Here is a 24708-nt window from a genome sequence, read left to right on the forward strand (position 1 = left end):
TTCAGTCCGGCCGACCGGCATCGGCTGCGCGAACCACGCGCTGGTCGATGCGTCCGAACGGACCCGGCCGGCCATCGGCGAAGCAGGCCTGCATCGTCACCTCGTCACCGAAGCGCAGGAACGATGTCCGTGCCTCGCCATGCTCGATCATCTCGATCGCCCTGACCTCGGCGAGACAGCTCGATCCAGCGGCGCGATCGGCGTTCGAGACCGTGCCCGAACCGATGATTGTGCCAGCCGTCAACCGGCGGGTCCGCGCGGCGTGGGCGATCAGCTGCGGAAACGAGAACGCCATCTCGCGCCCCGACGCCGCGCCCATCCGCTCGCCGTTGCGCTGGACATGCAGGGCCATGTCGAGCTGGCCGTCGCGCCAGGCGTCGCCGACTTCATCCGGCGTAACCGCGATCGGCGCGAAACTCGTCGAGGGCTTCGCCTGCAGAAAGCCGAAGCCGGTGCGCACCTCGCGCGCGCCGACCGCGCGCAGGCTCCAATCGTTGATCTGGACCAGCAGCCGGATCCGCCGCGCGGCGTCCTCGGCGGAGACGGCCATTGGCACGTCGTCAACGATCACGCCGAACTCGCCCTCGAAGTCGATGCCGTCAGCCTCCGTCACGAACGGGACCTCGGCCTGCGGCCCGAGGAAATCGTCGCTGGCCCCCTGGTACATGACCGGGATGGCGTCGAAATCGGGGATCGGCGGCTTGTTGAAGGCGACGTCCATCAGCCGTCCGTGATTGAGGAAAGCCGAGCCGTCCAACCATTGCGGCGCGCGCGGCAGCGGTGCGAGACATCGCGCGGGATCGAACGCGACGACATGGCTAGCCGAGCCGTCCTCAAGACTTTCAGCGAGCCGCCGCAGCGCCGGCTCGGCCTGCTGCCAATTCCGCAGCGCCGTCAGGAGATCAGGCGCGATCGCGCTCGCATCGACCGCGCGCGCCTGGTCCTTGGAAACGATCACGAGGCGGCCATCGGGGCTGCCGTTCTGATAGGCCGCAAACTTCATCAACTGCCCCTGGTCGGGTTGGCTTCGGGACCGAACTTACCATCGACCAGGATGAACAGCATCCGGCACGGCTTGGCACTGCGATTGGCCCAGGCGTGGTTGGTGCCGCGCTGGATCACGACGTCACCGGCCTTGAGATCCGCGGTGCCCTTGTCGAGCACCAGCGTGATCTCGCCGGAGATGACGACGCCGTAATCGATGGTCTCGGTCCGGTGCATAAGCGGATGCGGCGATGCCGTCGTCACCGTCGAGGCATGCGGATCGCCGATTTGGCTGAAGGCGGCGTGCATGCGGTCGGCACCGTTGCGGAGGAAATCCTCGGTATCCGGCGGAATATCGACGAAACGGATGCGGCTGCCGTTGGTCGGCGGTGGCAGCCGCAGCGGCCCGATTGTCGGATCAGGACTGTTGTCAATGAGCGCAGGGGTCGCCTGCGTGCTCCAAACCTCGTGGAAGAAGGTGCCGGGGATCGCCGCCAGCTCGGTGACGGTCGGCAAGGCGCCGTCGGAGGCGATCACGGCGGCGCCCTGCGCGTCGTGTCCGGTGACGACGCGGCGGATCTGCGGAAGGGTCATACGGGAGGTCTCCTGGTCAGGCGATTTCGAGAGAGGCGGTGGATGCCGCGCCGCGTGCGACAAATACGCGGGAGAACGTCACGACGGCGACGGATGAGATGAGGACGGCGCCGAGCCCGAGCGCGGGATAGCCGAACAGCTGCACCAAGGTGCCACCGAGAATGGGGCCAATCGCGGCCCCGATCATCAGCATTGCCGGCGTGCCGGCGAGAGCGCGCGCGGTGGGGTCGAGCCGCGACAGCAACCCGAAGGCAAAGGTGTGGGTGAAGATCATCACCGCGGCAAAGATCGCGGTCGGGACGGCATAGGTGACGAAGCCGGAGCCGAAGGTGATTGTCACGGCGATCAGCGCCTGGCAGACCGGGCCCGCCAGCAGCACGTGTCGCGCCGGCAGCCGTGTCTCCAGAACGGCGGCGAGCGGCGCCGGCAGCAGATTGACGAAGCCGAGCGCGATCAGCACGCCCGTCACCATCTCCGCGCCGAAGCCGCGGTCACTCCCGATCCGCTCGATGAAGCTGAACAGCATCGCCTGCGTCAGCGCCATGCAGCTGATGCCGGCAATGCCGAACCAGACAGTGCGGGGAAGATGGCTGACCTCGGCGATGAGATCGTCGTCGCTACGCATCACAGGCTTCGGAAAAGATAACGCCGCCGCCAGCGCCGCGACCGCCATTACGCCGGAGAACACGACGAACAGCGCGGTCCCGCCAAAGCCCGCCACAAGGTTGGGCGTTACACCAAGGAAGAGAATCGCAAACACCCCGAGCGCCATCCCCACGATAGCGAAAAGCCGGTGCGGGTTGAGGCTGCGTGCGATGGTACCGTGGGTGAAGCTCAACCCGCAGGCCGCCGTTGCCCCTGCAAGCGCGTGCAGCATCGCAAGCATCGCAAACTCGGACGTCCGGCTGGCGGCGAGGAACGTCAGCGCGGCCAAGGCGAATCCGGCAGCCGCCGCCAGACGGGCGTTCAAACGATTGAAGCGGGGGGCAAAGAACAGGCTACTGAGGACGGCTCCCAGCAGGAACAACGTGGCCAGCATTCCGGCCTGCTGCGGGCTGAACCTGTAGCGCTCGATCAGCGCGCCCACCCAGACCGGCAGCGCGACGAGATCAACCATCCCGGCGCAATGCGCGACCATCAGGGCAATGCGGCCGCGCCATGTTTCCGTCGTCACCGTCATTGCTTCCTCCCCTCGATGCATGTTGTTGCTGTTTGTTGCCTGCTTAGATCGGCTGCGTCAGTCCGATGATCGACTCGCGCATGATCCTGGCGTGCTCAGCCTTGTCGCCATTCTCCATTTCGATGCGGCAGAGCAGCGCGGAGTTCTCGATCACCATGCGGCAGCGATCCCAGCGCCGCGCATGGAAGCGGTCGAACGCCTCCTGCAAGGTCGCCGCACGTGCCAGCTCTTCGGCCAGGACGATGCCGCTCTCGATGCCGATGCCCGCACCGGAGGCGAGATGCGGCGTTGTCGCCGCCACAGTGTCGCCGATCAGGATGACGCGGCCCCGATTCCACGGCGCCGGCACCAGCAGGTTGGCGAGCGGCCGATAATCGATCGCAGCATCGGCGCCGAACAGATGCGCACGCAGCGCCACCAGCACGGGATCGCTGAACGGCGCCAGCATGTCGGCCACCAGTTGCGGCCATGACGCACGCTCGGCCTGCAGCCTCTCCGGCCGTGCTTCGGTGATGAACATGTACATGTGGCTCGGCGACACCGGATTGACGCCGGCCTTGACCGCACCGCCCAGCCACATCCGCGGACGCACGATGTCGGCCGGCCGCGGCAACACGGCGCGCCAGACCACCTGTCCGATATATTGCGGCGGCTTGATCTCGGGGAACAGCAGCGCCCGGGTCTTCGAATGCACGCCGTCGGCGACCACGACCAGATCGTAGCGGCCGGTCGTGCCGTCGGTGAAGCTGACCTCGACATCGCTGTCGTGCTGCGTGATCTGCGTGGAGGTGCACCCGACCCGCGCGGCAACGCCGGCAGCGCGTGTCGCATCGGCGAGGATGCGTCCGAGCTCGGGCCGCATGATTCCACCTCCGCCGGGCACCTCCGATCCTGCGGCCCTGGGTGTCGGGATCTCGCCGATCCTGTGGCCAGACGGCGTGAACAGGTCGACACCATCCGAGGTGTAGCCGCGCCGCGCGAATTCCGCGAACACGCCGATCGTTTCAAGCGCGCGCAAGGTCGGCCCGCTCACCGTGATGCCGGCGCCCTCGGGCCGCCAGTTGGGATCGATCTCGACGAGATCGACGTCGATGCCTGCCTTGCGCATCTGGATCGACGCGGCCATGCCGGAAAACCCACCGCCGATCGTCAGCACCCTGCTCACCACCGCCATGGTGCCTCCTCCCTCTGCAGTCCGCCTTGCAGGCGTGTTATGACTTCACGAACAGCTCGCCGTCGGTATCGACGACGAGCTCGATACGGCTCAGCCGCTCACCGCGGCAGGGCCCCTGCACGCACAGCCCGGTATCGGGCATGAACTCGGCGCCGTGCGCATGACAGACGATCCGCGTGCCCTCAGCGTTGAGATACGCATCCCTGCGCCAGGCCATCGGCGCGCCGCCGATGTGCGGACAGGCATTGCGCCAACCATGCAGCCGCCCCTGCCACCGCACCACGAACAGGCTGTCCTGGCCCTCAGCGTCAGCATCGAAGCCGCGCGACTGCGCCTCGCCGATCTCGTCGGCGCGGCACAGATGAACCCAGCTGGCCGGCACGGCCTCACGCGTAGTCGCCATTCTCGGGAATTCCGGGGCCGGGATACCACTTCTTGCGCATCTTCAGCAGGAAGGTCTGCGAGTTGTCAGCCGAGACCGTCGCCTCGCGCGGCTGCCAGCTTGCATCATGCTGATCCATGTCGGCATCCATCTCGATGTGACAGCCGAACGGACTGTTGAAGTACCAGAACCAGTTCGAGCCGAGGATATGACGGCCAGGGCCCCAGAACGCCTGATAGCCCTTCTCGACGAAGCGATAGCCGTTGGTGATCATTTCCGACGGGCCGCCGAAGTGGAACGTGAAGTGCTCGACGCCATGCATGTGCGGCGGCGCGCCGATCAGGAAATGGGTGTGATGGTCCAGCGAACCGCCGGGCTGCAGGAACGGCCCTGTGCCGGTGAAGCGATCGGTGCAACGGAAGCCGAGGCGGTTGACGTAGAAGGCTTCCGCCTTGACCACGTCGGGCACGAAATAGACCACATGCGACAGCGAGCGTGGACGGATGACGCTGCCCGGCGGCGGCACGCCGAGGCTGTTGATCGGCCGGAACACCACGCCGCCCGGCGCATTCGAGATCTCGCCAGCCAGCACGAACGGGCGCCGGGCCGCGAGTTGAAAGCCGATCACGAAGCCGGAATCGTCGATCGATTCGATCGAGCCATCCGGCAGCCGCCGGACCTCGCGATCGCGCCGCAGCTCAGCGGCGATCGCGCCCAGCGTCGCGTCGTCGGCGACGCCCATGACCGTCTTGCGCAGACGGCAGCCCGGCACCGGCCCCGGCGGCAGCGCCGGATCGTCCTGCCGCGCGATCACCACGGCGGTTCCGTCGATCGCCTCGAAGCGGCCGCGGCGATCGGAGACGTCGACGGGCGTCAGCCCGTAATCGACCAGGAAGCGCGCCGCGCCTCTCACGTCGTCAACGCCGAATATCAGGCTCTCGAGTCCGACAATTTTCATGGCTCTCCTCTCCGCCTGCCGCCTCAGGCGACATGTCCGTTCAACGTCTCTGCGACCCAGTCCGCGATGTAGTGGCCGGCATTGATGCTGTTGTCGAAGCTCGCATGCTGGGCACCGCCCTCACGCTCGGTGAAGATCTTCAGCTCGCGCTTGGGTGAATTGATCAGCTGCTCATAGGTCCGCTCCGCCCAATGCAGCGGGATTTGCGAGTCCTTCTCGCCATGCGTCACCAGGAACGGGACCCTGATGCGGTCGAGAATGCCGTCGAGATGAACCTGCTCGGCAATCCGCATGAAGTCGTCCTGATCCTTGGCCCCCCACACCCAGCGCACATGCGCCCAATAATGCGGGACCGGGAAATCGCCTTCCTTCTGCAGACGCCTCTTCTGCACGTCGCGCCAATCGTGATTGGCGCCCCAGGCGACGCCGCAGGCGAAGCGCGGCTCGAAGGCGACGGCGCGCGGGCAGTAATAGCCGCCGAGTGAAACACCCTCGAGACCGATGCGCTTCGGATCGACATCGCTGCGGGTCTCTAACCAGTCGACGACACGGGAGGCCCAGTGCTCGCTATCATAGCGTGCAGGAAGCTCCTGCAGGCGCAGCGCCTCGCCCGACCCCGGCTGATCGATCACGAGCGATGACACCCCCCGTTTGGCGAGCCACGCGGGCAGGCCGACGCGGTATTTCATCTCCTTGGTCGAATCCAGGCCGTTGACCTGCACCAGCAGCGGCGCCGGTCCGTCGCGGCCTTCCGCACGAACCATAAGACCGGCGATGTGGGTGCCTTCATAAGGGATCTCGACCCGCTCACAGTTCTCGCGCCCCAGCGCGATTCCCTTGGCGAAGACCTCGAGACACTTGCGGTACAGCGCCAGCCGCCCCGGCGCGTCGTGGGCCTGCAGCCGCTCGCAGGTAATCCGATAGCTCGCCGCACGGCCGTATTTCTCGCCGGCCGAGAGCAGCCGTCCCTTCGCCTCGTCCTCGGCAGCGAGCGCACAGAGCTTGTCCGCCATCCGCGCCCAGGTCTCGCGAAACGCCTGGGTGCCGCTGGCATCGGGCTGCCGTGCAGCCTCCTGCAGCGGTGCGCACATCTCCTCGATCTCGCCGATCCGGGCGCCCATTTCGATCGCGAGATCGACCGAGAGATTCCAGACGTAGTTGGTCGGAAAATACTTGAACATGAATGCACTCGCGATGGGTGGACAGGCCACACATCCCTTCGACGTTTCATCCCGGGGTCTGGAATAGCCTCATTTGACCATTTCGAAAAATTGATTATCAAGATCATTCGCATTGATCTTCTCAATACATCGAGCGGGCTGGCGATGCGCTTCAACAACAAGTTCGACCTCAATCTGCTGGTCGCGCTCGACCATTTGCTGCACCTGCGCAGCGTCAGCGGCGCTGCCGCGCGGATGAACATGACGCAGTCGGCGATGAGCAATGCCTTGCTGCGACTGCGAACCTACTTCGATGACGAGCTGCTGGTGAAGATCGGCCGCAAGATGGAGCTGACGCCGCGGGCGGAAGTGCTGAAGGACTCGATCAGGGACCTTCTGGTGCGCGTCGACTGGGCGATCGCCTCGTCCGCCGAATTCGATCCCGCTCGATCGGATCGCTGCTTCAAGATCCTGGCATCGGACTACACGCTGGTGACGCTGATCCCGCGGCTGCTCGCCCGCACCGAAGCGCTTGCGCCCCGAATCCGATTCGATTTCCTCCAGCAGGTGCAGCGCCCGGAGCGGGCTCTCGAGCGCGGCGACGTCGATCTGCTCATTATCCCGGAGGAGTTCAGCTCGAAGCTGCATCCGTCCGAACTGATTTTCGAGGACGAATTCTGCGTGATCGCGTGGCGCAACGGAAAGTATGGCAAAGGCAAGCTCTCACGTCAGGACTTCGCCAAGGCATCCCACGTCGTGATGCGGCCGGCGATCACAGCGCAATCGCTCGAAACCCACTATCTGGAGCAGCGCAATACCAGTCGCAGCGAGGATGTGTCGGTCTACGCGTTCACCGCCATCCCGCATCTCGTCACCGGGACGAACCGGATTGCCACCGTGCACCGGCGGCTCGCCATCGCGGCGCAACGCAGTCTCCCCATCCGGATCATCGAGCTGCCGATCGCACTGCCTGTTTTCCGCCAGCGCGTGCAGTGGCACCGCTATCGCTCCAACGATGCAGGCCTGTTGTGGCTGCGCAACCTGATGCGTGAGGTCGCGGCCGAGCTGCCATGATCGCAGTCCATCTGCAGCAGAGCACGACGAACGGCCGGCGCAAGAACCGCCGGCCGTTTTTCTTCACCAACAATGGATCGGGCTACGAAAAGTCAGCGCCTGCCTGGTCCGCCTCCGGGCGGTGGCGCGGGCACCCAGATCGGGAAGGCCAGATTGGCCCAAACCGTATCGCCACGGCTGCCGTTCTCGACATAGAACGTATGCTGGTAGTTCACGTTGATCTGAACGGGCCCCGCATTGTAGGTCAGCGAAGGACCTACATTGAGTGAGCGCAGCCGGTTGCCGTCTTGCACGCCGGCAAGATTGAACGCCTTGACGCCGTTAATCTTGTCGTCCTGATATTGATGCGTGTAGCCGCCGACGACGCCGAGCTTCCAGGCACCGATATTGTAGCCCGCATTGAAGTCGACGACCAGTGCATCGCCGCTGCGGTACTGCTGGGTCAGCTGCGTGAAGGCGTTGACCGAGTCCGTATTGGTGCCGTTCAGCAGCAGACGCGGCGAGACGGCGAACTCCAATCCCTTCGGATCAGCATAGCGATAGGCGAGGACCGGCGAGATGGTCGTGTAGTTCGTACCGACGTTCAGCGGCTGCCGTGCCGAATAGGTGCCGGTGTTCGGCAGGAGATCGAGGCCGACCGTGAAGGTCTGAACGGGCGACAACGCCCAGCTCAGGATGATCGGCGAAAAGGTCAGGTTGGCAAAGCCGTTGGCCTGGAACGATCCGCCGGGATTGGAGCTTTCGAGATGAACATACGGCAGGACAAGCTGGGAATAGATGTGTGCGCCGAAGAAATCGCCGGGATAACTTGCGAGAAACCGCATGGTCTCCGACACGGCGGAGAGCTTGAAGTTGATCGGCAGCTTGTTGCCCTGGCCGTCATAAAGGCCGTTGGCGCTGGTATAGCTGGTCTGGCTGATCGCAAACAGGCCGGGGATCGGTGGGAAAGACGCAATGAACACGCCGGGGGAGCCCGCTGGATAGTTCGTGGCGGCGTTCTCGGCGGCCGACGCGCCCTGGATCATTCCGGCCAGCATCAACATGATGGAAGCGGACCGCATCAGTCCTCTCGTCATAAATCCCCCCCTTGGCGGCGCGTTTTTCTCTGAAACGAGCTTGCCCCGACCGACCCATGGCGACGCGCCGGCGCCCGACCGATCGCGTCATTGATGAGCGATCCCGGAACATTCGTAAAATTGATCGTTTTGATCTGAGATATTTACCGGGTTGATATGTCTGCTTATCGAGCGCGTTCGATGTTGCGCTTCTTCGCCTCGATCGTGCCGCTGCGGTTCATCGTCAGCCGTTACTTAAAACCGCCGGAATGACCGCAACTGTCGTCAGGGGCATGAGATAGTCGCCAAGACGCAGCTCGCCAGCGAGTTCGCCGAGCGAACCCCGCACAGGGACGCCGCGCCATCCAATCGGCCTGGCGTTGGTCTTTTCGGGGCAGGTGACGGATTTCGCTTTCCCCCGTGGTCGACGACGGCAAATTGAGATGCTTTCCGATGATCCCGGCGGTTCTCCACCGTGGGTCTCCACCGTCCGAATCCGGTGGCTCTCGGCGGCCCTGCTTTACATGGATATGGCACGTCGCGGTTAGATGGCGGAGAGAGTGTCCGCGATTCAGGGCAAAATCTTTCTTTATCTTCAACGGTTGGGTGATTTGCAGGCTGGCGGTTCCACAGAGTTACCCCCAGCCACTTGGCGAATTGGAACGGAAAAAGACGGACAACCGCGGCCAAGTCTCCCAAGCCGCGAAGTGTTACCAAATCTTTTTCATACCTCCAGGCTCCGAGGGGTTCACATCGAGCAGTGCTTGGAGCGATCTCACGAGCACTAACCGCCGACGTCCTACCGTTGTCGTAATGAGTTGCCCTGTCCCAATTAACTCGTAAAGCTTCGTGCGTCCCAAGCCGGTGACTCGCTCGCTTCGTTAATCGTGCAGGTGAGCCGTTGAACGAACGGAATCGACTTTGGTTCTCCAGATGACGGATTGGATGGAGCAGTCGGCAGCCCTTCGCTTCTGTCTCCCCCTTTTCGACTGTATCCCATGTCCTCTCCTACTTCACAAAGCTCGGCGGGACGAGAGTTTGCTGTGCGGCAATTAACGTCAATGCGGACGCCCGAGCGCTCCCGCGTACACTGGAGTACAGCGACGGCTGTTCGAGCGCATTTGGATATCAGCTGCGGCATGGAATTTTTCGCGATCGAGGAGGACTGGCGTGCGTCGCAGCGAATTTTTCAGAGGCCTCCGTCAGCTTGGAAGGTTTCCGCGGTTGAACACTGTCAACGCGCATCAGGACAAAAGGCAGCTCGAAGTGCTATTCAACCGCAATAGCTTTTCCGGCTTGTGCGAGCTGGCACTGCCTAATCGCCCCCGCTAGGTCGGAGACGGTCAGCTCGGCGGAACACAATGCTGCAGCAGTACTGCGCTGCCTGCGCCCCCAACATGTGGCAACCAGCTCCCGAGGCATCGGGGGTTCGAGTCGGGGGTCCGCTACATCGCTAGACCCACTATTTCGGAAGCCCGGTTTTCCTATAGGCGGGCAGCCTAAGTCGGCGCCGGTGGCCCGCTGATAGCCCGTGTCAGGCCGCCGTCCGCGCACCGCGCCACCCAATATGGCGCTCGATAGGTTCAATCCCGGACTCACAACGACCGATGCCGACATTCGCTCAGCCTGGCGATCTCGGCGTCTTATCCAGCGCACGTGCCATACCTTCACACGGGAGAGGTCCAAGGTTCGATCCCTTGTGCGCCCACCATTAATTCCTAAATATCAATTACTTGAGCGTTCCATTCCCCTTATGTGTGCCCCGAAAAGCCGGGGCACAGCGGGGGCACACACAATCTCCTCGATCTCGCTCTCGACGTCGTCGATGGCGTCACGCGCCCAGATCACCAGGCTGTTGCCAAGTGCGGAGCGTTGAAAGCCGCATCGGTCCCCGTCGAGCCGATCACCAGATCCGGCTCGTGATCGTCGGCCGTGACAGGCACATGCCGCGACAGCAACGGGATGTTGTTGAACGTCGGCGCGGCCTTGGCGAGTTCCTCCGGATCGCGGAGAAGGCGATAGACCTTGTCCGGATCGAGCCCGAGCGCCTTGTAATCGGGAATCTCGCGGCCGATGTACAGATTGACCGCGGCCTTGCTGATATTGGTGATCTCTCGACATGCAAGCGGCCGTCCCGGTCGTAGGTACGGACGCTCGCGCAATCGAAAGCAAGCCCATGCCGCGCCTCCGCGCGGTGTTGGCGCTCGGAGACGGATGGCATATGCGGGGCTCTACTTCTTCGCGGCAGCTGCCGGCTTGTCTTCCGACTTCGGAGCCTGCGCTGGCACCTCGGCTTTCGGTGTCTGCGCCCTGCAACTGGTTTTGCAGTTCGATCAGCAGCGGCGCGGCCGTCTCATAGGGCGATTTCATGATGTCCTGGCCGATCACCTGCAGATCGGCGCGGCTCACGTCGATCTTGACATCATCGGTCGGCGCCTGCGCGAAGGTAGCGCCCGCGAAGCAAGCGTGAGCGTGGCAGCAACTGCAAGTTTCAACGCGATGTGGTCGACGAAGGGACGGTTTCTAACGAATGCCCAGGTCACGCAAACTGCTCCCATTAGCGCGTTCGCTGAGCGCCGGTCACATCCGTAACTCGGCCTGTGTCATCTGCAGCCAAATAATGCCGGGATCGGCGGGGCGCGGCCACAAGGACCATGGTTAACTTGCTCGCCAACGTAGCAGTGGCAAACGACAAATGATTCGGAGCGCGAGATGCCCAGCATTGGAAAATTTGGTAGCGTCGTCGACATCCACGATACCGATGTGCCAGGGGACACCTATGACAGTGACGGCGCGGCTGAAGCATCTGGTCGCGGTCTCCAACAGCTGAACCTGAAAGGCGCGCCATGCCCGATATTTTGAAGCGGATCGAAGCTTACAAGCGCGAGGAGATCGCGGCCGCCAAGCGGGCACATCCTCTTGTTAGCGTCGAGGAACGGGCGAAGGCCGCCCCCGCGCCGCGCGGCTTTGTCCGGGCGATCCGCGACAAGCTCGCTTACGGCGAATATGCATTGATCGCCGAGGTGAAGAAGGCCTCGCCTTCGAAGGGGCTGATCCGTGCCGATTTCGATCCGCCCGCGCTTGCCAAGGCCTATCAGGCCGGCGGCGCCGCGTGCCTCTCGGTGCTGACGGATACCCCCTCCTTTCAGGGCCATCTCGATTTCATGGTGGCGGCGCGGACGGCGACGACCCTTCCCGTGCTGCGCAAGGACTTTATCGTTGACAGCTATCAGCTGGCTGAGGCGCGCGCACATGGTGCCGATTGCATCCTGATCATCATGGCGATGCTCGATGATGCTATGGCCAAAGACATCGAGGACGCGAGCCTTGACTACGGCATGGACGTGCTGATCGAAATCCACGACCGCACTGAGCTCGACCGCGCGCTGAAACTCCGCTCGCCGATGATCGGCGTCAATAACCGCAACTTGCGCACGTTCGAGACCACGCTTACGACCAGCGAGGCGCTGGCGCCGCTGATCCCGAACGACCGCCTGATGGTCGGCGAAAGCGGCATCTTTACCCCGGCCGATCTGGCGCGGCTGGCGCGCGTCGGCATGTCCACCTTCCTGGTCGGCGAGAGCCTGATGCGGCAGACCGACGTGGCGGCCGCGACGAGGGCGCTGCTTCATCGAGATCGGGCCGCAAGCGCTACGGGCGCGCGCTGAATCGCCGAAGGCTGCGTCGTCATAAGCAAGACGACACTCGAGCTGATCCTGTCGGGCAACACAAAAAACGGCGACGTGCTCGGCATCGCGCGCATCGCCGGCATCACGGCCGCCAAACGCACCCATGAACCGATTCCGCTGTGCCATCCGCTGGCGCTGTCCAAGGTGACGCTCGACATCGCGCCAGCGAAAAAGCTCCCCGGCTGCGTCGTCCGTCCCATCGTCAAGGTCACCGGCCGATCGCCCGTCACGTCGACGCTCCCTTCGTGGTCAGAAGAATCGAAGCTTGCTTTCGATCTTCGTGAAGCGGTCCTCGACTGAAGGATCCGCGATCTTGACCACCGGCGGGATGGTCGGCGTGGGGATATTCGGCGCAATCGCGTGCGCGACATGTTCGGCAAGGCCCTCGATCTGCCTTTGCATGTCCTCAGGTGTCACGAATTGGCCGCCTCGAGCTTTTCGATCTTAACTCCCGCCTGGGTCTGCATGTCGAGCCGATCATGCAAATCCTTGACGGCGGGGTGATTCCTGGCGTCGCGAGCAGCACTATGGTTGCGGTCGGATCGGGCACGGCTGTTTCCTTATGAGAATCCAAAGATGACCGGCCTGCTGCTGCACCGGCAGTTGGTTTCCTCGCCGGGATAGACCCAGCGCTTCACCGGCTCATCCCACATGCCTTTGTTCACGTCGTATTTCTTGCCGTTCATGGCGACGGGTGTGGAGCGGGGATGCTTGCCAACGCCGGAATGCACCCAAATCACTTGAGTGATCCGAGTTTGTCCTGGCGCGCGCGTCATCGACGCGGTCGCCTTGTTGTTCTGGTCGCGGGCCATGAATGCGGCTCGCCGGCGCGTGTCGCCGAACTGCTCTTGCAGGTCCTGCGTCAATTGTCCGAAGTCCAGGCCGGTCTGCACCGACCGCTTGAATTTGACGGTGAAGCCCGCCATTTTCAGGACAGCTTTCAGCGCGCGGCTCGACCGATCCGCAACGGACCGGCCGAAATACTCCGCCAGTGCCGGCGCGGCCTCGTCAAAATTCCTTTGCCAGCGCTTCACCAGCTTTCCGGATCGCATCATCGGCCGGTGTGGGATCCTGCGCCATGACCGGCGCATTCGCCCGATATGCCGCGCGGAGCCAATTGGCGACGGACTTGTCCATTTCCGTGATCAAGGCCTGCATCTTCCTGCGGTAAGCCGCCTCGATGCCGGCATTGGGCTGCACGCCCCGCAAGACCTTGTCGGTTTTCCTCGCGACCACCTTCCGCGGCGCAGGTCAGAACCATTTTGCCGCGATGCGCCGGATCATGCCGGTGACGCCGCAGCGCTTCCATAGAATCGGCATAGGCAAGCCGTCGTGCGCCTGAGCCGCCGTGATTCGAGCTATAATGTTATGTGACGACTTACGTTCCAGATGACTAGCTCAAGAGTCTCCTGAGAGATCGCTCCGTTTCCTCAACTAGGGATTTGACTAGCGTCGAAGCTGATGAATTTCGTCCCATAGAAGCAGACTGCCCCGCAAGAAGAACAGAAAACTCTGGATCCCCGGCTTTTTCGAGGGGAGCAATCAGACTAAGCTGCGCTGGAAACGAGACCGGTTCGATTTTCGCCGCGATCAAATCGTCCGTTAGGCGATTCCTAATGTAGCGCGCTGGACGTCCCGTTAGCATGTCAGTGACTAATGTGCAGGCATCATTCGATTCGAGTAGCGCTCGCCGATGGGCGTCAAGCACATTTGCTTCTTCACAATGCAAGAACGCGGTTCCAAGTTGAACAGCGCTTGCGCCCATCACGAAAGCCGCAGCCATCTGTCTACCGTCGGCGATGCCACCGGCGGCAATGACAGGGACACTCACCGCGTCAACAGCTTGAGGCAACAAGGCCACCAACGTTGGTTGCAAACTCAGGTCGACACCGCTGAAGGTACCGCGATGGCCTCCAGCCTCAAGTCCCTGCGCAATAATCGCATCGACCCCGGCCCGCTCAAGCGCTAGGGCCTCCGCAACTGTCGTCGCACTGGAAATGATGAAGATGCCGGCGTCTTTTATTGCTTGAACAATGTCTGGCTCCGGCACTCCAAAATGGAAACTCACCATCTCCGGCTTGACGCGGAGAAGCATATCCAAATGCTCGGCGGTAACTTCGCCCGCCGAATTCGTCGGATATGGAACCGGCCCAAGCTCTTTCGCGGCATAATGCGGCTCTAAACGCTTTCGCATTCTTTCAACCGTCTCAGACCGGGGCGCTGAACGCGGCCAGAGCGGGTAATTGACGTTGAGGCTGCCGCCGCTTTGCTGACGAAAGCCGGCAATTCGACGTTCAGCATCCTCCGCCGAATACCCAAACATTCCGAGGCTGCCCAACGCTCCTTCGTTGCTTACGGCCGCAGCCAGCGCCGGACTGCTTAGCCACCCCATCGGGGCTTGAAGGATAGGCCAGGTTAGATTCAACCGCTCGGTAAAGGTGTTCTTAGACCACACGACACGCTCCCCACTTCAGGCCCGCAGGCATGTCAGGCTCGTCGAGACCTAGCTTCATTCCGGACGCTTCTCGATGCTTCCCATCGCCACGAAGTATACTGAACACACTGCCGCGAAGGCGACTACCGGCGAGTTCGCCTTCCTCGTGGCAGTGCTCTTCATGACGTGATCTCCACGCTAAGCGCGCCGACGCCAGGTTTGCTCAACCTGCCGCGAAGCCGCTCATTGAGGCACTCTTACAGGGTCGCGATCTCGTTGCCGATCGTGGCTATGACGACGCCTATGCTCCCGTCGGCTTGGCTGCAAGCCGCGGCGGTCGAGCTCCCATCGCGACCAGCCGCCATCGCAAAGTCCAGCACTCGGTCGATCCTGCTCTCTATCGGCATCGGAATCTGATCGAGCGCTTCTTCAACAAGTTGAAGCACTTTCCCGCGTTGCAATACGCTACGATGAAGCCGTCCGCGACTTTCCTCGCCGCTGCTCTATTCGCCGCAACCCGTCCCGGGATGCGATTTTAGTCCACAACCTAGTTCTTCCGCGGATCGTCAGCCGGGTTCACGTAAGTGATGTCCCATGGCCCAATTCCGCTGAGCTGGACGATGGTTTCTTCCGATGTCCAAGCGAAGTGGTTCGTTCCGGCTGGCATGATCGCAATACCACCCGCAGGCAAAGGGCGGCTTTGTGTCTTGTCGAGCTTGTCGCCGACGCCCATGTTGAAAGTCCCTGACAGCACCGTGCAGCGCTCGACGACGGCGTGAGAATGTGCAGGGACCTTGTAATTTGCCGGAAACTTCAGGCGCATTGTAAAGGGCTTCGCCTGGTTCAATAGTCCTTCGATGACAGCGAGCTTTGCCCCGGGCGGCAACGACGGAACGTCGATCCAATTGAGCTCGGACGACACCAGCATTGTGTGCCCGCTGTGCGAATGCGAATCTTCTGCTGTAGCGGCCGTACCGAGCGACAGCGTGATCAGCCCAATAAGGATAGTCGATTGCAATCTGCGTTTCATCGGAAGGTCCTTTCGATTGATCTCACGGATCGAGCTGTGTCGCACGATGACGTAGTCCACCAAGCGGCGCCGTTCGACGACGCAGCTTTACTGATCCAGCTGCATTACTCTTCGATTTCATGACACTAACACTTCAATGACAACGGTAGTATATGAAACGCAATGTTGCGCGGGTAAGCGCGGCTGGCCGGATTTGTTTTGGTCGTATACGTCTCCAGTGCGCCATTTGGCGATGTTGCGGTTTTAGCGCAGCGCAACTTCGCTAGCCCCAGAGGCGCGGGCGGTGGCGGCAGATGGTCGTGTCTTACGGTAGCCCCGAGAACAGTCACTACCGGAAAACGTCTTCGACGTAGGTGAATACGGCATAGGCAAGCTGGCAAATTCTCTTAAGATCGGCCGTGTCGCTTCAAGGACGTCCAATGGACGACGCTCGGCACCTGGAGCCGGAGGCGGCGCATCGTCGCCGAGGCAGAGTGGACGCAGAGGCCGACAACGGCCATCAACGGAGCCGCCGCCACGACAAAGAACACGATTGCGCAGCGCCGACCGTGCCGCTCTGCGGGTTCTGAATTCAACTTATATCGTCGGGCATCCGGCCCGCCTTCATGCGATTTCAGACGTAGCGCGCTCGGCCACCCGTATCTTGGCCGCACTAGGCGGAGACCGGCCGCCCTGAAATCGATAGCGAAAGCCTACGAAACGACGCGACAGCGGGCACCAAACCGCGGCGTTCGCTATACCGGCTCGCTTGATCGTTGCGCCGATCGCGACCAAGCCGGCTCGACAACATCTCAGAGCTTTGGCCCCAGCAATTCGAGACCAAACCGTGTGCGGAGGTTGGACATATCGGACGCGTCGATCGTACCCTCGGCCATCGCGACACACAGCTGATCAAACCCTCCCGGGCTGAAAAGCGCAATCATGCGCAGCGGCACATCCGACTTGTTGCTCCATGCATGGGCAACGCCGCGAGGTAAGGTAATTGTCTGCCCTGCGGGCACGTCGATCTTATCCTCGTCCAACAGGAGATGTGCTGTCCCCTCAAGGATCAGGAAATGTTCATCCTCGTTGTGATGGATATGAATAGGCGAGCCCGTGCCGCTCTGCGCAATGGTCTCAAGACAACAATACGATCCAGCTGCTTGTTCGGTGGAAACGAGAACCTTGAATTTCACACCGGGCTCCGGAACGTACCACCCTGCCTCAACAGTCGTAATTGAGGATCCTGTCTGAACCAAGTTGGTTTGCTTCATCGTCACGGCCCGCTGCCTTTCAATTCGCTCGATCATGTAGAAATTCCTGGGCAGAAAATATGCCTGGCGAGTTGCTAGTAGATGTGGAGCGAGTCCCCTTTATGACCTAGTCTGCGAATTGCGCTACGTTCGTAATAGAAGGGCGACCACACCTTTCAGTTAGCGGACTTGACAAGTAACGCCTGCGAATTCCGCATCTTGGAAACAGGCGTCACGACAGCTCCGATCCTGAGATATCCCTCGCTATTCTGCAGTAGTAGCTTCGTCGAGATGGCGTGAACTTCCGGCGGAAATGCCGCCACAGATAAATGGGCGTTTTCTGGAAATTGATCACTCGCGTCGTGCTGGAGCATCTTCAACAGCACGAGCGAACGACTATCGCGGACCAGGTTTTTAAGATACCGGCCGTGAGCTCGATGCCCGCATCCGAACCAATTGTTCCTCAGTTGTCGCCGCCCGAGCGGCCACCACGTCCATTTTTCTAGGAGGCGTTGTCAGACTTTCTTCAATGCTTCGCCTATCTTGCTCGGCCACTAACTGTTCCTGCGCGCCTAGCTTCTGAGGCCGCATTAGTATCGATATCGACTTTCGGCGCTGCGAATAAACCATTCCGCTCATTCGGAGGATAGAGGGGGTGAGCTGCCACAATGTGCCATTGGCAGCTCTCCCCGTTGGGTCTATCTGATAGTCGGTCTACCTCACATCGGACGAAATAGCTGCAACGCCGGCGGCCGCGCACTCCTCGTCCTTGTCTCCGCCTGGCGATCCGCCGACCCCCAGACCCGCGACGATCTCGGATCCCCGCTTGATCGCGACAGCTCCGGGAAGCGCGACGACGTTCGGGGCGCTCGCGAGCTGGGCTCCGGTCCCATTGGGATATTTCGCGACGAGTTGAACGAACTCGCTGGTCTTTTCCAGGCCGAAGATCGGTCCCATCGTCACAACCGTGTAGGCCTTGCGGAATGCGGAATCTTTCGTGTGCACGGTCGCGTGGTCGCCCCGAAGCTGGACAATCACCAGGCCCGACGTGTCGACCACGAATGCGTTCACGGAATATCCGCGCTCGGCGCACGTCTTCACGGCGGTTTCCGCCGCCTTCTCAGCCAGCTTCAACGGAACGTAATAGCCGCTCGTGTTCACCTGAGCCGATACCGGCGAGAAAAGTCCGATCGAGGCAGCCGACAGCGCGGCCGAGAGAGCGAAAATCTTCATTGTTGCTTGTCTTTCTTTATGGCGAGGTCCGGGCACGAGTCGAAAACGCAGGATGCAAAGCCCGCGCGTCGCTCATGACCCGATCCTGGATGATTGATCACGTGTTAGCGGCGGTTGTTCCGCATCGAGTCGATGGATCATGATTTCTGCCCTTCGACCGTCTTCAGGTAGATAGCCAAATTGGGAAACAGCTTCTCAATAACCTGAGTCCAGGCTATCGATTGCACGTTGCTGCGGCGGTTTCGCGCGCGGCGAGTTCGTAACGTTTCACCGCGGCGTACGCCGCGCGCAGGATGGGCGCCCGGACGGACATGGCCGCGGCCCTGTGCACCATGTCGCCGAGTATATGATCGGCTTCGACGCGCCTGCCCTTCCGCATGTCACGCAGCATGGACGACGTCCCCCGCGACCGGACGTCCGAAAACGTCGCGATCGTTTCGTCGCGGAAGCGGGCCCGAGGAGCATAGCCCGACAGCGCCGCGACGCGAGACGTCTCGTCGAACGCTTCGAGAAGGATATCCAACCCGCCTGGCAGCGCGAGGATCTCTCCGATCGCCCCGTTCATCAGACAGGTTACGCCGGCATACGCCGCGAGCATGGCGTATTTCTCCCACGCGTCCCACATGATGTCCGAGCTCAGCTTCGGCGAAAAGCTGGCGCGTCCGATATCCGCATCCAGCGCAGAGCACGCCTGGCGCTGCCCCTCCGAACGAGGGCCATAGGCGAAGAACTGCAATGTGTTGCTGTGGAGTATCTCCCCATCGTCCGTCAGGGTCGCGCCGATGTGACAGAGTCCCCCGAGGACCCGCTCCGCGCCAAATACGCCATCCAGAAACTGGTAATGCTTCAATCCGTTCAAGAGCGGCAGAATGAGGCACCCGGCAGGAAGCCGATCCGTCAGTTCATCGACCACCCGTCCGAGATCGTAGGCCTTGCACGAAAAGATCGCCACGTCCGTATCCGGATCGATACCGTCGAGCAGATGAAACTGCGGCGTGGTCCTGTAATCGCCGAGCGGACTGCTGATCCGGAGGCCGTCCCGTTCGATCTGGCCGGCCCGGTTCGCGCGGACCAAGAAGCTCACGTCATGACCGGATTGAACGAGGCGGCCCCCGAAATAGCCTCCGACGGCACCTGCTCCGACAAACATCAGTTTCAAAGTCGCCTCCGATCAGGCCAGCCCGACCTTTCTTGACATTCTACAATAGTAGAATTATTGAAGCAAGGATTGCTTTGTCGTGGAGACCTGCTTGTCCCAGATCGAAACTGCCCGTCCGCGCATCGGCTTTATTGGGCTCGGCACCATGGGAGCGCCCATGGCCCTGAACCTTGTCAAAGCCGGCTTCGAGGTCTCTGTGCCGGATCGCAGGAGTCTGCCGTCGATTGTCCGGGCGACCACGACGATATGCTCAGACATCGCAGACGTCGCGCAGACTTCGGAAATTATCATTCTCATGCTGCCGGATACCTCGGATGTCGAGAACGTGGTGTTCGGACCGGGAGGAATCGCGGCGGCCGACCTTGCGGGAAAGCTCGTCGTCGACATGAGTTCGATCAGTCCGCAGGCGACGAAGACCATCGCGGACCAACTCATCGCCATCGGCTGCCAATATCTCGATGCGCCGGTATCCGGAGGCCAGATCGGAGCCAAGGCCGGCACGCTGACCATCATGGCGGGCGGCTCGAAAGCCGCTTTCGAACGGGCCAAGCCGATCCTACAGGCGCTGGGGAAATCCATCACCCATGTCGGCGAAGCAAACGGAGCGGGGCAGGTCTGCAAGATCGCCAATCAGATGATTGTCGCGCTGAATATCCAAGCCGTCGCCGAGGCTTTCGCGCTCGTGTCGCGCTTCGGCATCGACAAGGTCAAGGTCCGAGAAGCGATGCTCGGCGGTTTTGCCGGCTCCCGGGTGCTGGATGTACACGGACAACGGATGATCGAGGGCGCTTTCGAACCGGGTTTCCGCATCGCGCTGCACAGGAAGGATCTGAGGCTCGCGATGCACGTCGCGGAAACGCTGGGCGCCTCGATCCCGGCGACAGAGGTCGTCGAGCAGCTCTTTACGGACGCTATCGATCAAGGTGGATCGAACTGGGACCACTCGGCGCTTTACCGCATCGCTGAGCGGGGTAACCGGTTCACCTGACGGAGGACGCCGTCGACACCAGGTGTCGCGCGACCGGCCGGAATGGGATTGCCTATAGGAGATGGAACGCTTACTGCTTGGCCAGCGCCGCTGGCGAACGATCGGCGCCCACGGTCGAGAAGCGTTCGGGGACCCCGTGATAGCACCTTTGCGGAAGCCCTCGCATGGGCAACATGCGGGCTCTCAATTGGATAATCTGCCGCATAACCTCCGCATGCTGCGGAAGGAGCGGAAGCTTACGCTCGACGAGCTCAGCGTCCGCTGCGGCGTCAGCCGGGCAATGATTTCAAAAATCGAGCGTGGCGTTTCCATTCCGACCGCGACGATCTTGGGCAAACTAGCTGCCGGGCTGGAGATCGGACTGTCTCGACTGCTCGGCGGGCAGCTCCAGCGTCAAGCAATGCTCGTTACACCTGGTGAGCAACCCGTTTTCAAGGATCCGGACAGCGGATTGGAACGCCGCTCTCTGTCGCCACTGTTTTCGGACCGCTCCGTCGATTTCGTTCTGAACACGTTGCCGCCCGGGCGCGGAGTCGTTTTCCCGCCTCACCACGACGGCGTCGAAGAGTATCTGTACGTGACGAAGGGTCGGCTTCAGGTGATCGCGTCGGGCAAAGCGTTTGAAGTTGGCTCTGGCAGCATGCTTTTCTATCAAGCCAACGCCGAACATGAATTCCGAAATCTCGGCGATGAACCGGCCGAGTTTTTCATCGTCATCGACAGCACAGCCGCGAAGTAACCAGCCTTCTGCCCGCTCGGTTTGCATCGTCTGCCGACTTCGGCGCCAACCCGGTCGTCATTCCGCATCAGCGATAGCTTTTTCTCCGAAATTCTACTATATTATCATATTTCAATATTTTTCTCCTATAGTGGCACGATTCTCGCAGTGCACAGGGCTCGCAACCAGGAGTGCATGATGTCTATTGCAAGCGATGCCTACCGCGACGCCACCGCGGAAACCGCCGATATCGAACAGCATAAGGTTTCTCCGAAATGGATTCTGCTTTCTGCAGTCCTTGGCTCCGTCATCGAATGGTACGACTTTTACATCTTCGGAACCGCTGCGGCCCTCGTCTTCGGCCAGCTGTTCTTCCCGGCAACAGATCCATTCGTGGCGACAATCAGTTCGCTGCTGACCGTGACCGTCGGCTTGTTTGCCCGTCCGGTCGGCAGCATTCTGTTCGGCCACTTCGGTGATCGTATCGGGCGGAAGTCGATGCTGCTCCTCACCCTGTTCCTGATGGGAATCCCGACGGCGTTGATCGGAATGCTACCGACTTATCAGAGCGTCGGCGTGTGGGCTCCGATTATGTTGATCGTTCTGCGAATCATCCAGGGACTTGCGATCGGAGGTGAATGGGGTGGTGCGGTGCTGATGGCCGTAGAGCACGCTTCACACGACAGAAAGTCCGTTTTCGGATCTCTGCCCCAGCTCGGGACGCCGGCAGGTGTGCTGCTCTCCGTGGGAGCTTTCGCACTCGCGTCCAGAATGCCGGAGGGCGAGTTCGTCGCATGGGGATGGCGCATTCCCTTTCTCACAAGCATCGCGCTGGTCGCATTCGGTCTGGCCGTTCGTTGGAAGATCTCCGAGTCTCCCGAATTCATGATGGCCAGGGAGGAAAACAGGATTCATCGTGTTCCGATCGTCGAGCTGTTCCGGCAAAGGACGAAGTCGGTGATATTGACCGCGGGCGGCAAGGTCGGCGAGGTCACGATGTTCTATCTGATCACGGTCTATCTGCTGTCATACGGCACGAGCGTGCTGGGGCTTCCTCGCCCTGAAATCCTCAGCATCGTCGTCACGGGTGCCCTGGTGTCGGTCATCATGATGCCGATGTGGGGATATGTCGGCGACCTTGTCGGGCCAAAGAAGATCTACCTGACCGGCGCGATATTGCTGGCGACCAGCGCAATCCCGATGTTCCTGCTGTTCGAGACCAGGTCGATCTGGTGGATGGCGTTCGCGGTGGTTCTAACTTTCGGTATCATTTATCCGATGATGTATGGGCCTCAGCCCAGTCTCTACTCCGTGCAGTTTCCGCCGGAGCTTCGCTATAGCGGTGTCTCTCTCGGCGTCAGTCTCGCCAGCGCAGTCGCCGGCGGCCTAGCTCCGGTCGTTGCAACCAGTCTGGTTGCCGCCTCCGGCAATGCAATTCCGGTCGGCGTGTATCTCGCTGCCGCCACGCTCATCTCGACGATCTCGGTCTCCTTCATGGTCAATCCCCGCAAACCGTAGCCGAAAGAAACAGCAGATGCCCAAACTCGCCGCGAACCTGCACTACATGTTCAACGAGGCGCCGTTCCTCGACAGATTTGCCATGGCAGCCGACGCCGGCTTCAAGGCAGTCGAATTCCAGGTGCCCTATCACTGGCCCGCCGAACTCCTGTGGAAGAAACTGCAGTCATATGACCTGCAAATGGTTCTTCTCGATACAAAGCCGGGAGACTGGGAGGCCGGTGAGCGGGGCATCGCCGCGCTCCCAGGGCGCGAGGACGAGTTCAGGCGAGAGCTCGAGACGACTATCGAATACTGCCGCGAACTCGGATGCAATACCGTGCATACGATCGCCGGCGTCCTCGCCCAGGGCACCGAGCGCAGCGTGGCCGAAGCGGTGTTCGTGGAGAATCTGAAATACGCTGCAGATCGGCTCGGGGCGTTCGGAATCACTGCGGTCATCGAACCGATCAACGGAGGCCGGGATCTCATCCGGGGAGGTGAAAGCTATACGACATACGGTATGAAGGGGTTCTTCCTGAATCATACCAAGGATGCGGTCCGCATATTGGAAAAGGTAGACAACGAGAACCTCCGGCTGCATCTCGACTTATATCATATGCAACTGACGGACGGTAACCTCGCGGAGACGCTGCGCGAGACGATTGATATCGTCAAGCACATTCAAATTGCCGGCGTGCCTGGTCGAAACGAACCCGACGTGGGAGAGATCAACTATCCCTATCTGTTCGAGTTGATCGATGAACTCGGCTACCAAGGCTGGATCGGCTGTGAGTACAAGCCGCTGACTTCGACGTTGGCGGGATTGAAATGGGCGAAAGCCTACGGCATCGGACGTTCGTCTTCGCGGTGAGCGCGGGATCGCCCTGGTCCGGTCCTTGCGGCTTCGCGACTTGCTACGAGTGCCACGGCATCGAGAAGATCGCCGGAAGGTGCTCGGCAATCGCCGGCGGGGGCATCAGGTCCTCCATCGCATCGGAGCGTTTCACTCTCATGCCCCTGCCCTCGGCCTGGTCGCTCGAGCCTCGGTCTCAATTGGATCTGGTGCCGGCTCTTCGTCGAATAGGATGGCCCCTCAGCAAACCCAAATGATCGCAACCTCCGGCAAGACCGGAATGCTGGAAACGGCGATTCGTCGAAATCCGTCATCCCCAGTTAGAATTGCGATCTATCCTCCTTCCTGGTGATTCATTTGGATCGACTACAAGCCATGGCAATGCTGGTGTCCTCCGTCGAGGAGGGGAGCTTTTCGGCGGCGGCCAGGAAATTGCGCATTCCGGTCGCCACACTCACGCGCAATGTCAACGATCTCGAGACATTGGTCGGGACGAAGCTGCTGACGAGGTCGACGCGCAAACTCGAGTTGACCGATGCCGGGACTGACTACTTTGCATCCGCAAAGCAGATCCTTGAGCAGGTCGATGAGCAGGAGCGTCGTGCGGCTGGCGAATTCAAAGCCCCGCGCGGCGAACTTGTCATCACGACGCCGGTACAGATTGCCCGTCTACGGGTCTTGCCGATCATCGATCAGTTTCTCGCATCCTATCCCGAGATCCGGATTCGACTCATCCAATCCGACCGCAACGTCGATCTCATCGATTCCCACGCCGACGTCGCCGTCAGAGTGGGACGTCTACGCGACAGCAGTCTCGTGGCAGCGCGCGTTGGAAGTTTACGTGTCGTGGTCGTCGCCAGCACGGAATTGCTGAGCAAGCATGGCGTGCCCGCGACGCCCGACGATCTTCGCGGCTATCCCTGTGTCGTGTTCGATAGTCCCAGCCTCTCGCCATGGCGTTTCCGTCACCCGGACACCGAACAACTCTTCAACATATCAGAGTTGCCCCGGCTGCTGGTGTCGTCGCCCGATGCCGCGGTCGATGCGGCAATTGACGGTATCGGGGCAACGCTTGTTCTTGAGCATGACGTCGATGCAGCCATCAAGGCAGGAAAGCTGAATATCGTTCTACAGGAGTTCGAGGTCGAGCCGATACCAGTCCACATCGTCTATCTTTCCCGAACCGCGATGCCGATCAAGGTCCGGCGGTTCATCGACTTTGCCGTGCCGAAACTCCGTGAAAATCTTGCCGAGTTCGGACGTATTCCGCCGACGTAAAAGATAGCCCGCCGCCTGCGAACCAGGTCCGGG

General features: G+C 61.3%; 24 protein-coding genes and 2 pseudogenes. 11 read left to right on the plus strand and 15 right to left on the minus strand.

Going from position 1 to position 24708, the window contains the following annotated elements; all coding sequences use genetic code 11:
* Position 1: 1 nt before the first annotated feature.
* The 7 genes from BRAS3843_RS31425 to BRAS3843_RS31455 are packed head-to-tail and all read right to left on the minus strand — an operon-like array spanning position 2 to position 6453.
* Positions 2 to 1003: a fumarylacetoacetate hydrolase family protein gene (locus BRAS3843_RS31425; RefSeq protein ID WP_008973227.1), complete on the minus strand. Its 1002-nt coding sequence runs from the start codon at positions 1001 to 1003 to the stop codon at positions 2 to 4.
* Positions 1003 to 1578, minus strand: a complete 576-nt coding sequence (locus BRAS3843_RS31430; RefSeq protein WP_008973228.1) for a cupin domain-containing protein — start codon at positions 1576 to 1578, stop codon at positions 1003 to 1005. Before BRAS3843_RS31430 ends, BRAS3843_RS31425 begins: the two co-directional genes overlap by 1 nt.
* Before the next feature lie 16 nt (positions 1579 to 1594).
* The gene (locus BRAS3843_RS31435) at positions 1595 to 2752 is read right to left on the minus strand and encodes an MFS transporter (protein ID WP_008973229.1); all 1158 of its coding nucleotides are present in this window, start codon (positions 2750 to 2752) and stop codon (positions 1595 to 1597) included.
* A 49-nt stretch (positions 2753 to 2801) separates the two neighbouring features.
* Complete coding sequence (locus BRAS3843_RS31440; RefSeq protein ID WP_008973230.1) at positions 2802 to 3932, minus strand: FAD-dependent oxidoreductase; 1131 nt, start codon at positions 3930 to 3932, stop codon at positions 2802 to 2804.
* 37 nt (positions 3933 to 3969) lie between these two features.
* Positions 3970 to 4335 (minus strand): Rieske 2Fe-2S domain-containing protein, encoded by a 366-nt coding sequence (locus BRAS3843_RS31445; RefSeq protein WP_008973231.1) that lies wholly within the window; start codon positions 4333 to 4335, stop codon positions 3970 to 3972.
* The gene (locus BRAS3843_RS31450) at positions 4319 to 5272 is read right to left on the minus strand and encodes a VOC family protein (RefSeq protein WP_008973232.1); all 954 of its coding nucleotides are present in this window, start codon (positions 5270 to 5272) and stop codon (positions 4319 to 4321) included. The genes BRAS3843_RS31445 and BRAS3843_RS31450 overlap by 17 nt, the downstream gene beginning before the upstream one ends.
* Before the next feature lie 23 nt (positions 5273 to 5295).
* The gene (locus BRAS3843_RS31455; protein WP_008973233.1) at positions 5296 to 6453 is read right to left on the minus strand and encodes a prolyl oligopeptidase family serine peptidase; all 1158 of its coding nucleotides are present in this window, start codon (positions 6451 to 6453) and stop codon (positions 5296 to 5298) included.
* A gap of 144 nt (positions 6454 to 6597) precedes the next feature.
* Here BRAS3843_RS31455 and BRAS3843_RS31460 point away from each other — a divergent pair, with 144 nt between their 5' ends.
* On the plus strand, positions 6598 to 7506 hold the full coding sequence (locus BRAS3843_RS31460; RefSeq protein WP_008973234.1) for a LysR family transcriptional regulator: 909 nt from the start codon (positions 6598 to 6600) through the stop codon (positions 7504 to 7506).
* A 92-nt stretch (positions 7507 to 7598) separates the two neighbouring features.
* On the opposite strand, the gene BRAS3843_RS31465 is transcribed toward BRAS3843_RS31460, so the two are convergent.
* Both BRAS3843_RS31465 and BRAS3843_RS41845 read right to left on the minus strand, forming a co-directional pair.
* The gene (locus BRAS3843_RS31465) at positions 7599 to 8582 is read right to left on the minus strand and encodes a transporter (RefSeq protein ID WP_035983382.1); all 984 of its coding nucleotides are present in this window, start codon (positions 8580 to 8582) and stop codon (positions 7599 to 7601) included.
* Positions 8583 to 10405: 1823 nt separating this feature from the next.
* Entirely contained in the window at positions 10406 to 10723 is a 318-nt protein-coding gene (locus tag BRAS3843_RS41845) for a DUF2213 domain-containing protein (protein WP_008973238.1), read from the minus strand.
* A 52-nt stretch (positions 10724 to 10775) separates the two neighbouring features.
* On the opposite strand from BRAS3843_RS41845, the gene BRAS3843_RS31475 reads away from it, so the two are divergent.
* The 3 genes and pseudogenes from BRAS3843_RS31475 to BRAS3843_RS31485 form a co-directional block, all read left to right on the plus strand.
* Complete coding sequence (locus tag BRAS3843_RS31475; RefSeq protein WP_035983383.1) at positions 10776 to 11153, plus strand: hypothetical protein; 378 nt, start codon at positions 10776 to 10778, stop codon at positions 11151 to 11153.
* 254 nt (positions 11154 to 11407) lie between these two features.
* Entirely contained in the window at positions 11408 to 12229 is an 822-nt protein-coding gene (trpC, locus tag BRAS3843_RS31480) for an indole-3-glycerol phosphate synthase TrpC (RefSeq protein WP_008973239.1), read from the plus strand.
* Positions 12230 to 12478, plus strand: a pseudogene (locus BRAS3843_RS31485) (cyclic pyranopterin monophosphate synthase MoaC); the annotation flags it as partial.
* 332 nt (positions 12479 to 12810) lie between these two features.
* On the opposite strand, the gene BRAS3843_RS31490 reads toward BRAS3843_RS31485, so the two are convergent.
* Complete coding sequence (locus BRAS3843_RS31490) at positions 12811 to 13284, minus strand: phage minor head protein (protein ID WP_050886555.1); 474 nt, start codon at positions 13282 to 13284, stop codon at positions 12811 to 12813.
* A 146-nt stretch (positions 13285 to 13430) separates the two neighbouring features.
* Here BRAS3843_RS31490 and BRAS3843_RS41745 point away from each other — a divergent pair, with 146 nt between their 5' ends.
* Positions 13431 to 13592, plus strand: coding sequence for a hypothetical protein (locus BRAS3843_RS41745; protein WP_175361167.1), 162 nt, complete (start codon positions 13431 to 13433; stop codon positions 13590 to 13592).
* Between the two features lie 51 nt (positions 13593 to 13643).
* Here BRAS3843_RS41745 and BRAS3843_RS31495 read toward each other — a convergent pair whose 3' ends face one another.
* Positions 13644 to 14705: a nitronate monooxygenase gene (locus tag BRAS3843_RS31495; protein ID WP_008973244.1), complete on the minus strand. Its 1062-nt coding sequence runs from the start codon at positions 14703 to 14705 to the stop codon at positions 13644 to 13646.
* A gap of 188 nt (positions 14706 to 14893) precedes the next feature.
* On the opposite strand from BRAS3843_RS31495, the pseudogene BRAS3843_RS42615 reads away from it, so the two are divergent.
* Positions 14894 to 15133 (plus strand): annotated as a pseudogene (locus BRAS3843_RS42615) (hypothetical protein); the annotation flags it as partial.
* A 98-nt stretch (positions 15134 to 15231) separates the two neighbouring features.
* Here BRAS3843_RS42615 and BRAS3843_RS31505 read toward each other — a convergent pair.
* The 4 genes from BRAS3843_RS31505 to BRAS3843_RS31520 form a co-directional block, all read right to left on the minus strand.
* Positions 15232 to 15774, minus strand: a complete 543-nt coding sequence (locus BRAS3843_RS31505) for a cupin domain-containing protein (protein ID WP_201768879.1) — start codon at positions 15772 to 15774, stop codon at positions 15232 to 15234.
* A 731-nt stretch (positions 15775 to 16505) separates the two neighbouring features.
* Positions 16506 to 17003 carry a cupin domain-containing protein gene (locus BRAS3843_RS31510; RefSeq protein ID WP_008973247.1) on the minus strand — a complete coding sequence of 166 codons (498 nt, stop codon included), beginning with the start codon at positions 17001 to 17003 and terminating at the stop codon, positions 16506 to 16508.
* A gap of 657 nt (positions 17004 to 17660) precedes the next feature.
* On the minus strand, positions 17661 to 18179 hold the full coding sequence (locus BRAS3843_RS31515) for a heme-binding protein (protein ID WP_008973250.1): 519 nt from the start codon (positions 18177 to 18179) through the stop codon (positions 17661 to 17663).
* Between the two features lie 214 nt (positions 18180 to 18393).
* Positions 18394 to 19329, minus strand: coding sequence for a 2-dehydropantoate 2-reductase (locus tag BRAS3843_RS31520; RefSeq protein ID WP_050886556.1), 936 nt, complete (start codon positions 19327 to 19329; stop codon positions 18394 to 18396).
* 100 nt (positions 19330 to 19429) lie between these two features.
* On the opposite strand from BRAS3843_RS31520, the gene BRAS3843_RS31525 reads away from it, so the two are divergent.
* The 5 genes from BRAS3843_RS31525 (at position 19430) to BRAS3843_RS31545 (ending at position 24675) form a co-directional block, all read left to right on the plus strand.
* Positions 19430 to 20326, plus strand: coding sequence for a 2-hydroxy-3-oxopropionate reductase (locus BRAS3843_RS31525; RefSeq protein ID WP_008973252.1), 897 nt, complete (start codon positions 19430 to 19432; stop codon positions 20324 to 20326).
* Positions 20327 to 20387: 61 nt separating this feature from the next.
* On the plus strand, positions 20388 to 21065 hold the full coding sequence (locus BRAS3843_RS31530) for an XRE family transcriptional regulator (RefSeq protein ID WP_139025022.1): 678 nt from the start codon (positions 20388 to 20390) through the stop codon (positions 21063 to 21065).
* Positions 21066 to 21086: 21 nt separating this feature from the next.
* Positions 21087 to 22562 carry an MFS transporter gene (locus tag BRAS3843_RS31535; RefSeq protein ID WP_139025023.1) on the plus strand — a complete coding sequence of 492 codons (1476 nt, stop codon included), beginning with the start codon at positions 21087 to 21089 and terminating at the stop codon, positions 22560 to 22562.
* Between the two features lie 16 nt (positions 22563 to 22578).
* Positions 22579 to 23415 carry a 2-oxo-tetronate isomerase gene (gene otnI / locus BRAS3843_RS31540; RefSeq protein ID WP_008973255.1) on the plus strand — a complete coding sequence of 279 codons (837 nt, stop codon included), beginning with the start codon at positions 22579 to 22581 and terminating at the stop codon, positions 23413 to 23415.
* Positions 23416 to 23772: 357 nt separating this feature from the next.
* Positions 23773 to 24675: a LysR family transcriptional regulator gene (locus BRAS3843_RS31545; protein ID WP_008973256.1), complete on the plus strand. Its 903-nt coding sequence runs from the start codon at positions 23773 to 23775 to the stop codon at positions 24673 to 24675.
* Positions 24676 to 24708: the final 33 nt, after the last annotated feature.

Origin of the sequence: Bradyrhizobium sp. STM 3843 (genome assembly GCF_000239815.1) — a bacterium.
In the GTDB taxonomy this organism is placed as follows: Bacteria; Pseudomonadota; Alphaproteobacteria; order Rhizobiales; family Xanthobacteraceae; genus Bradyrhizobium.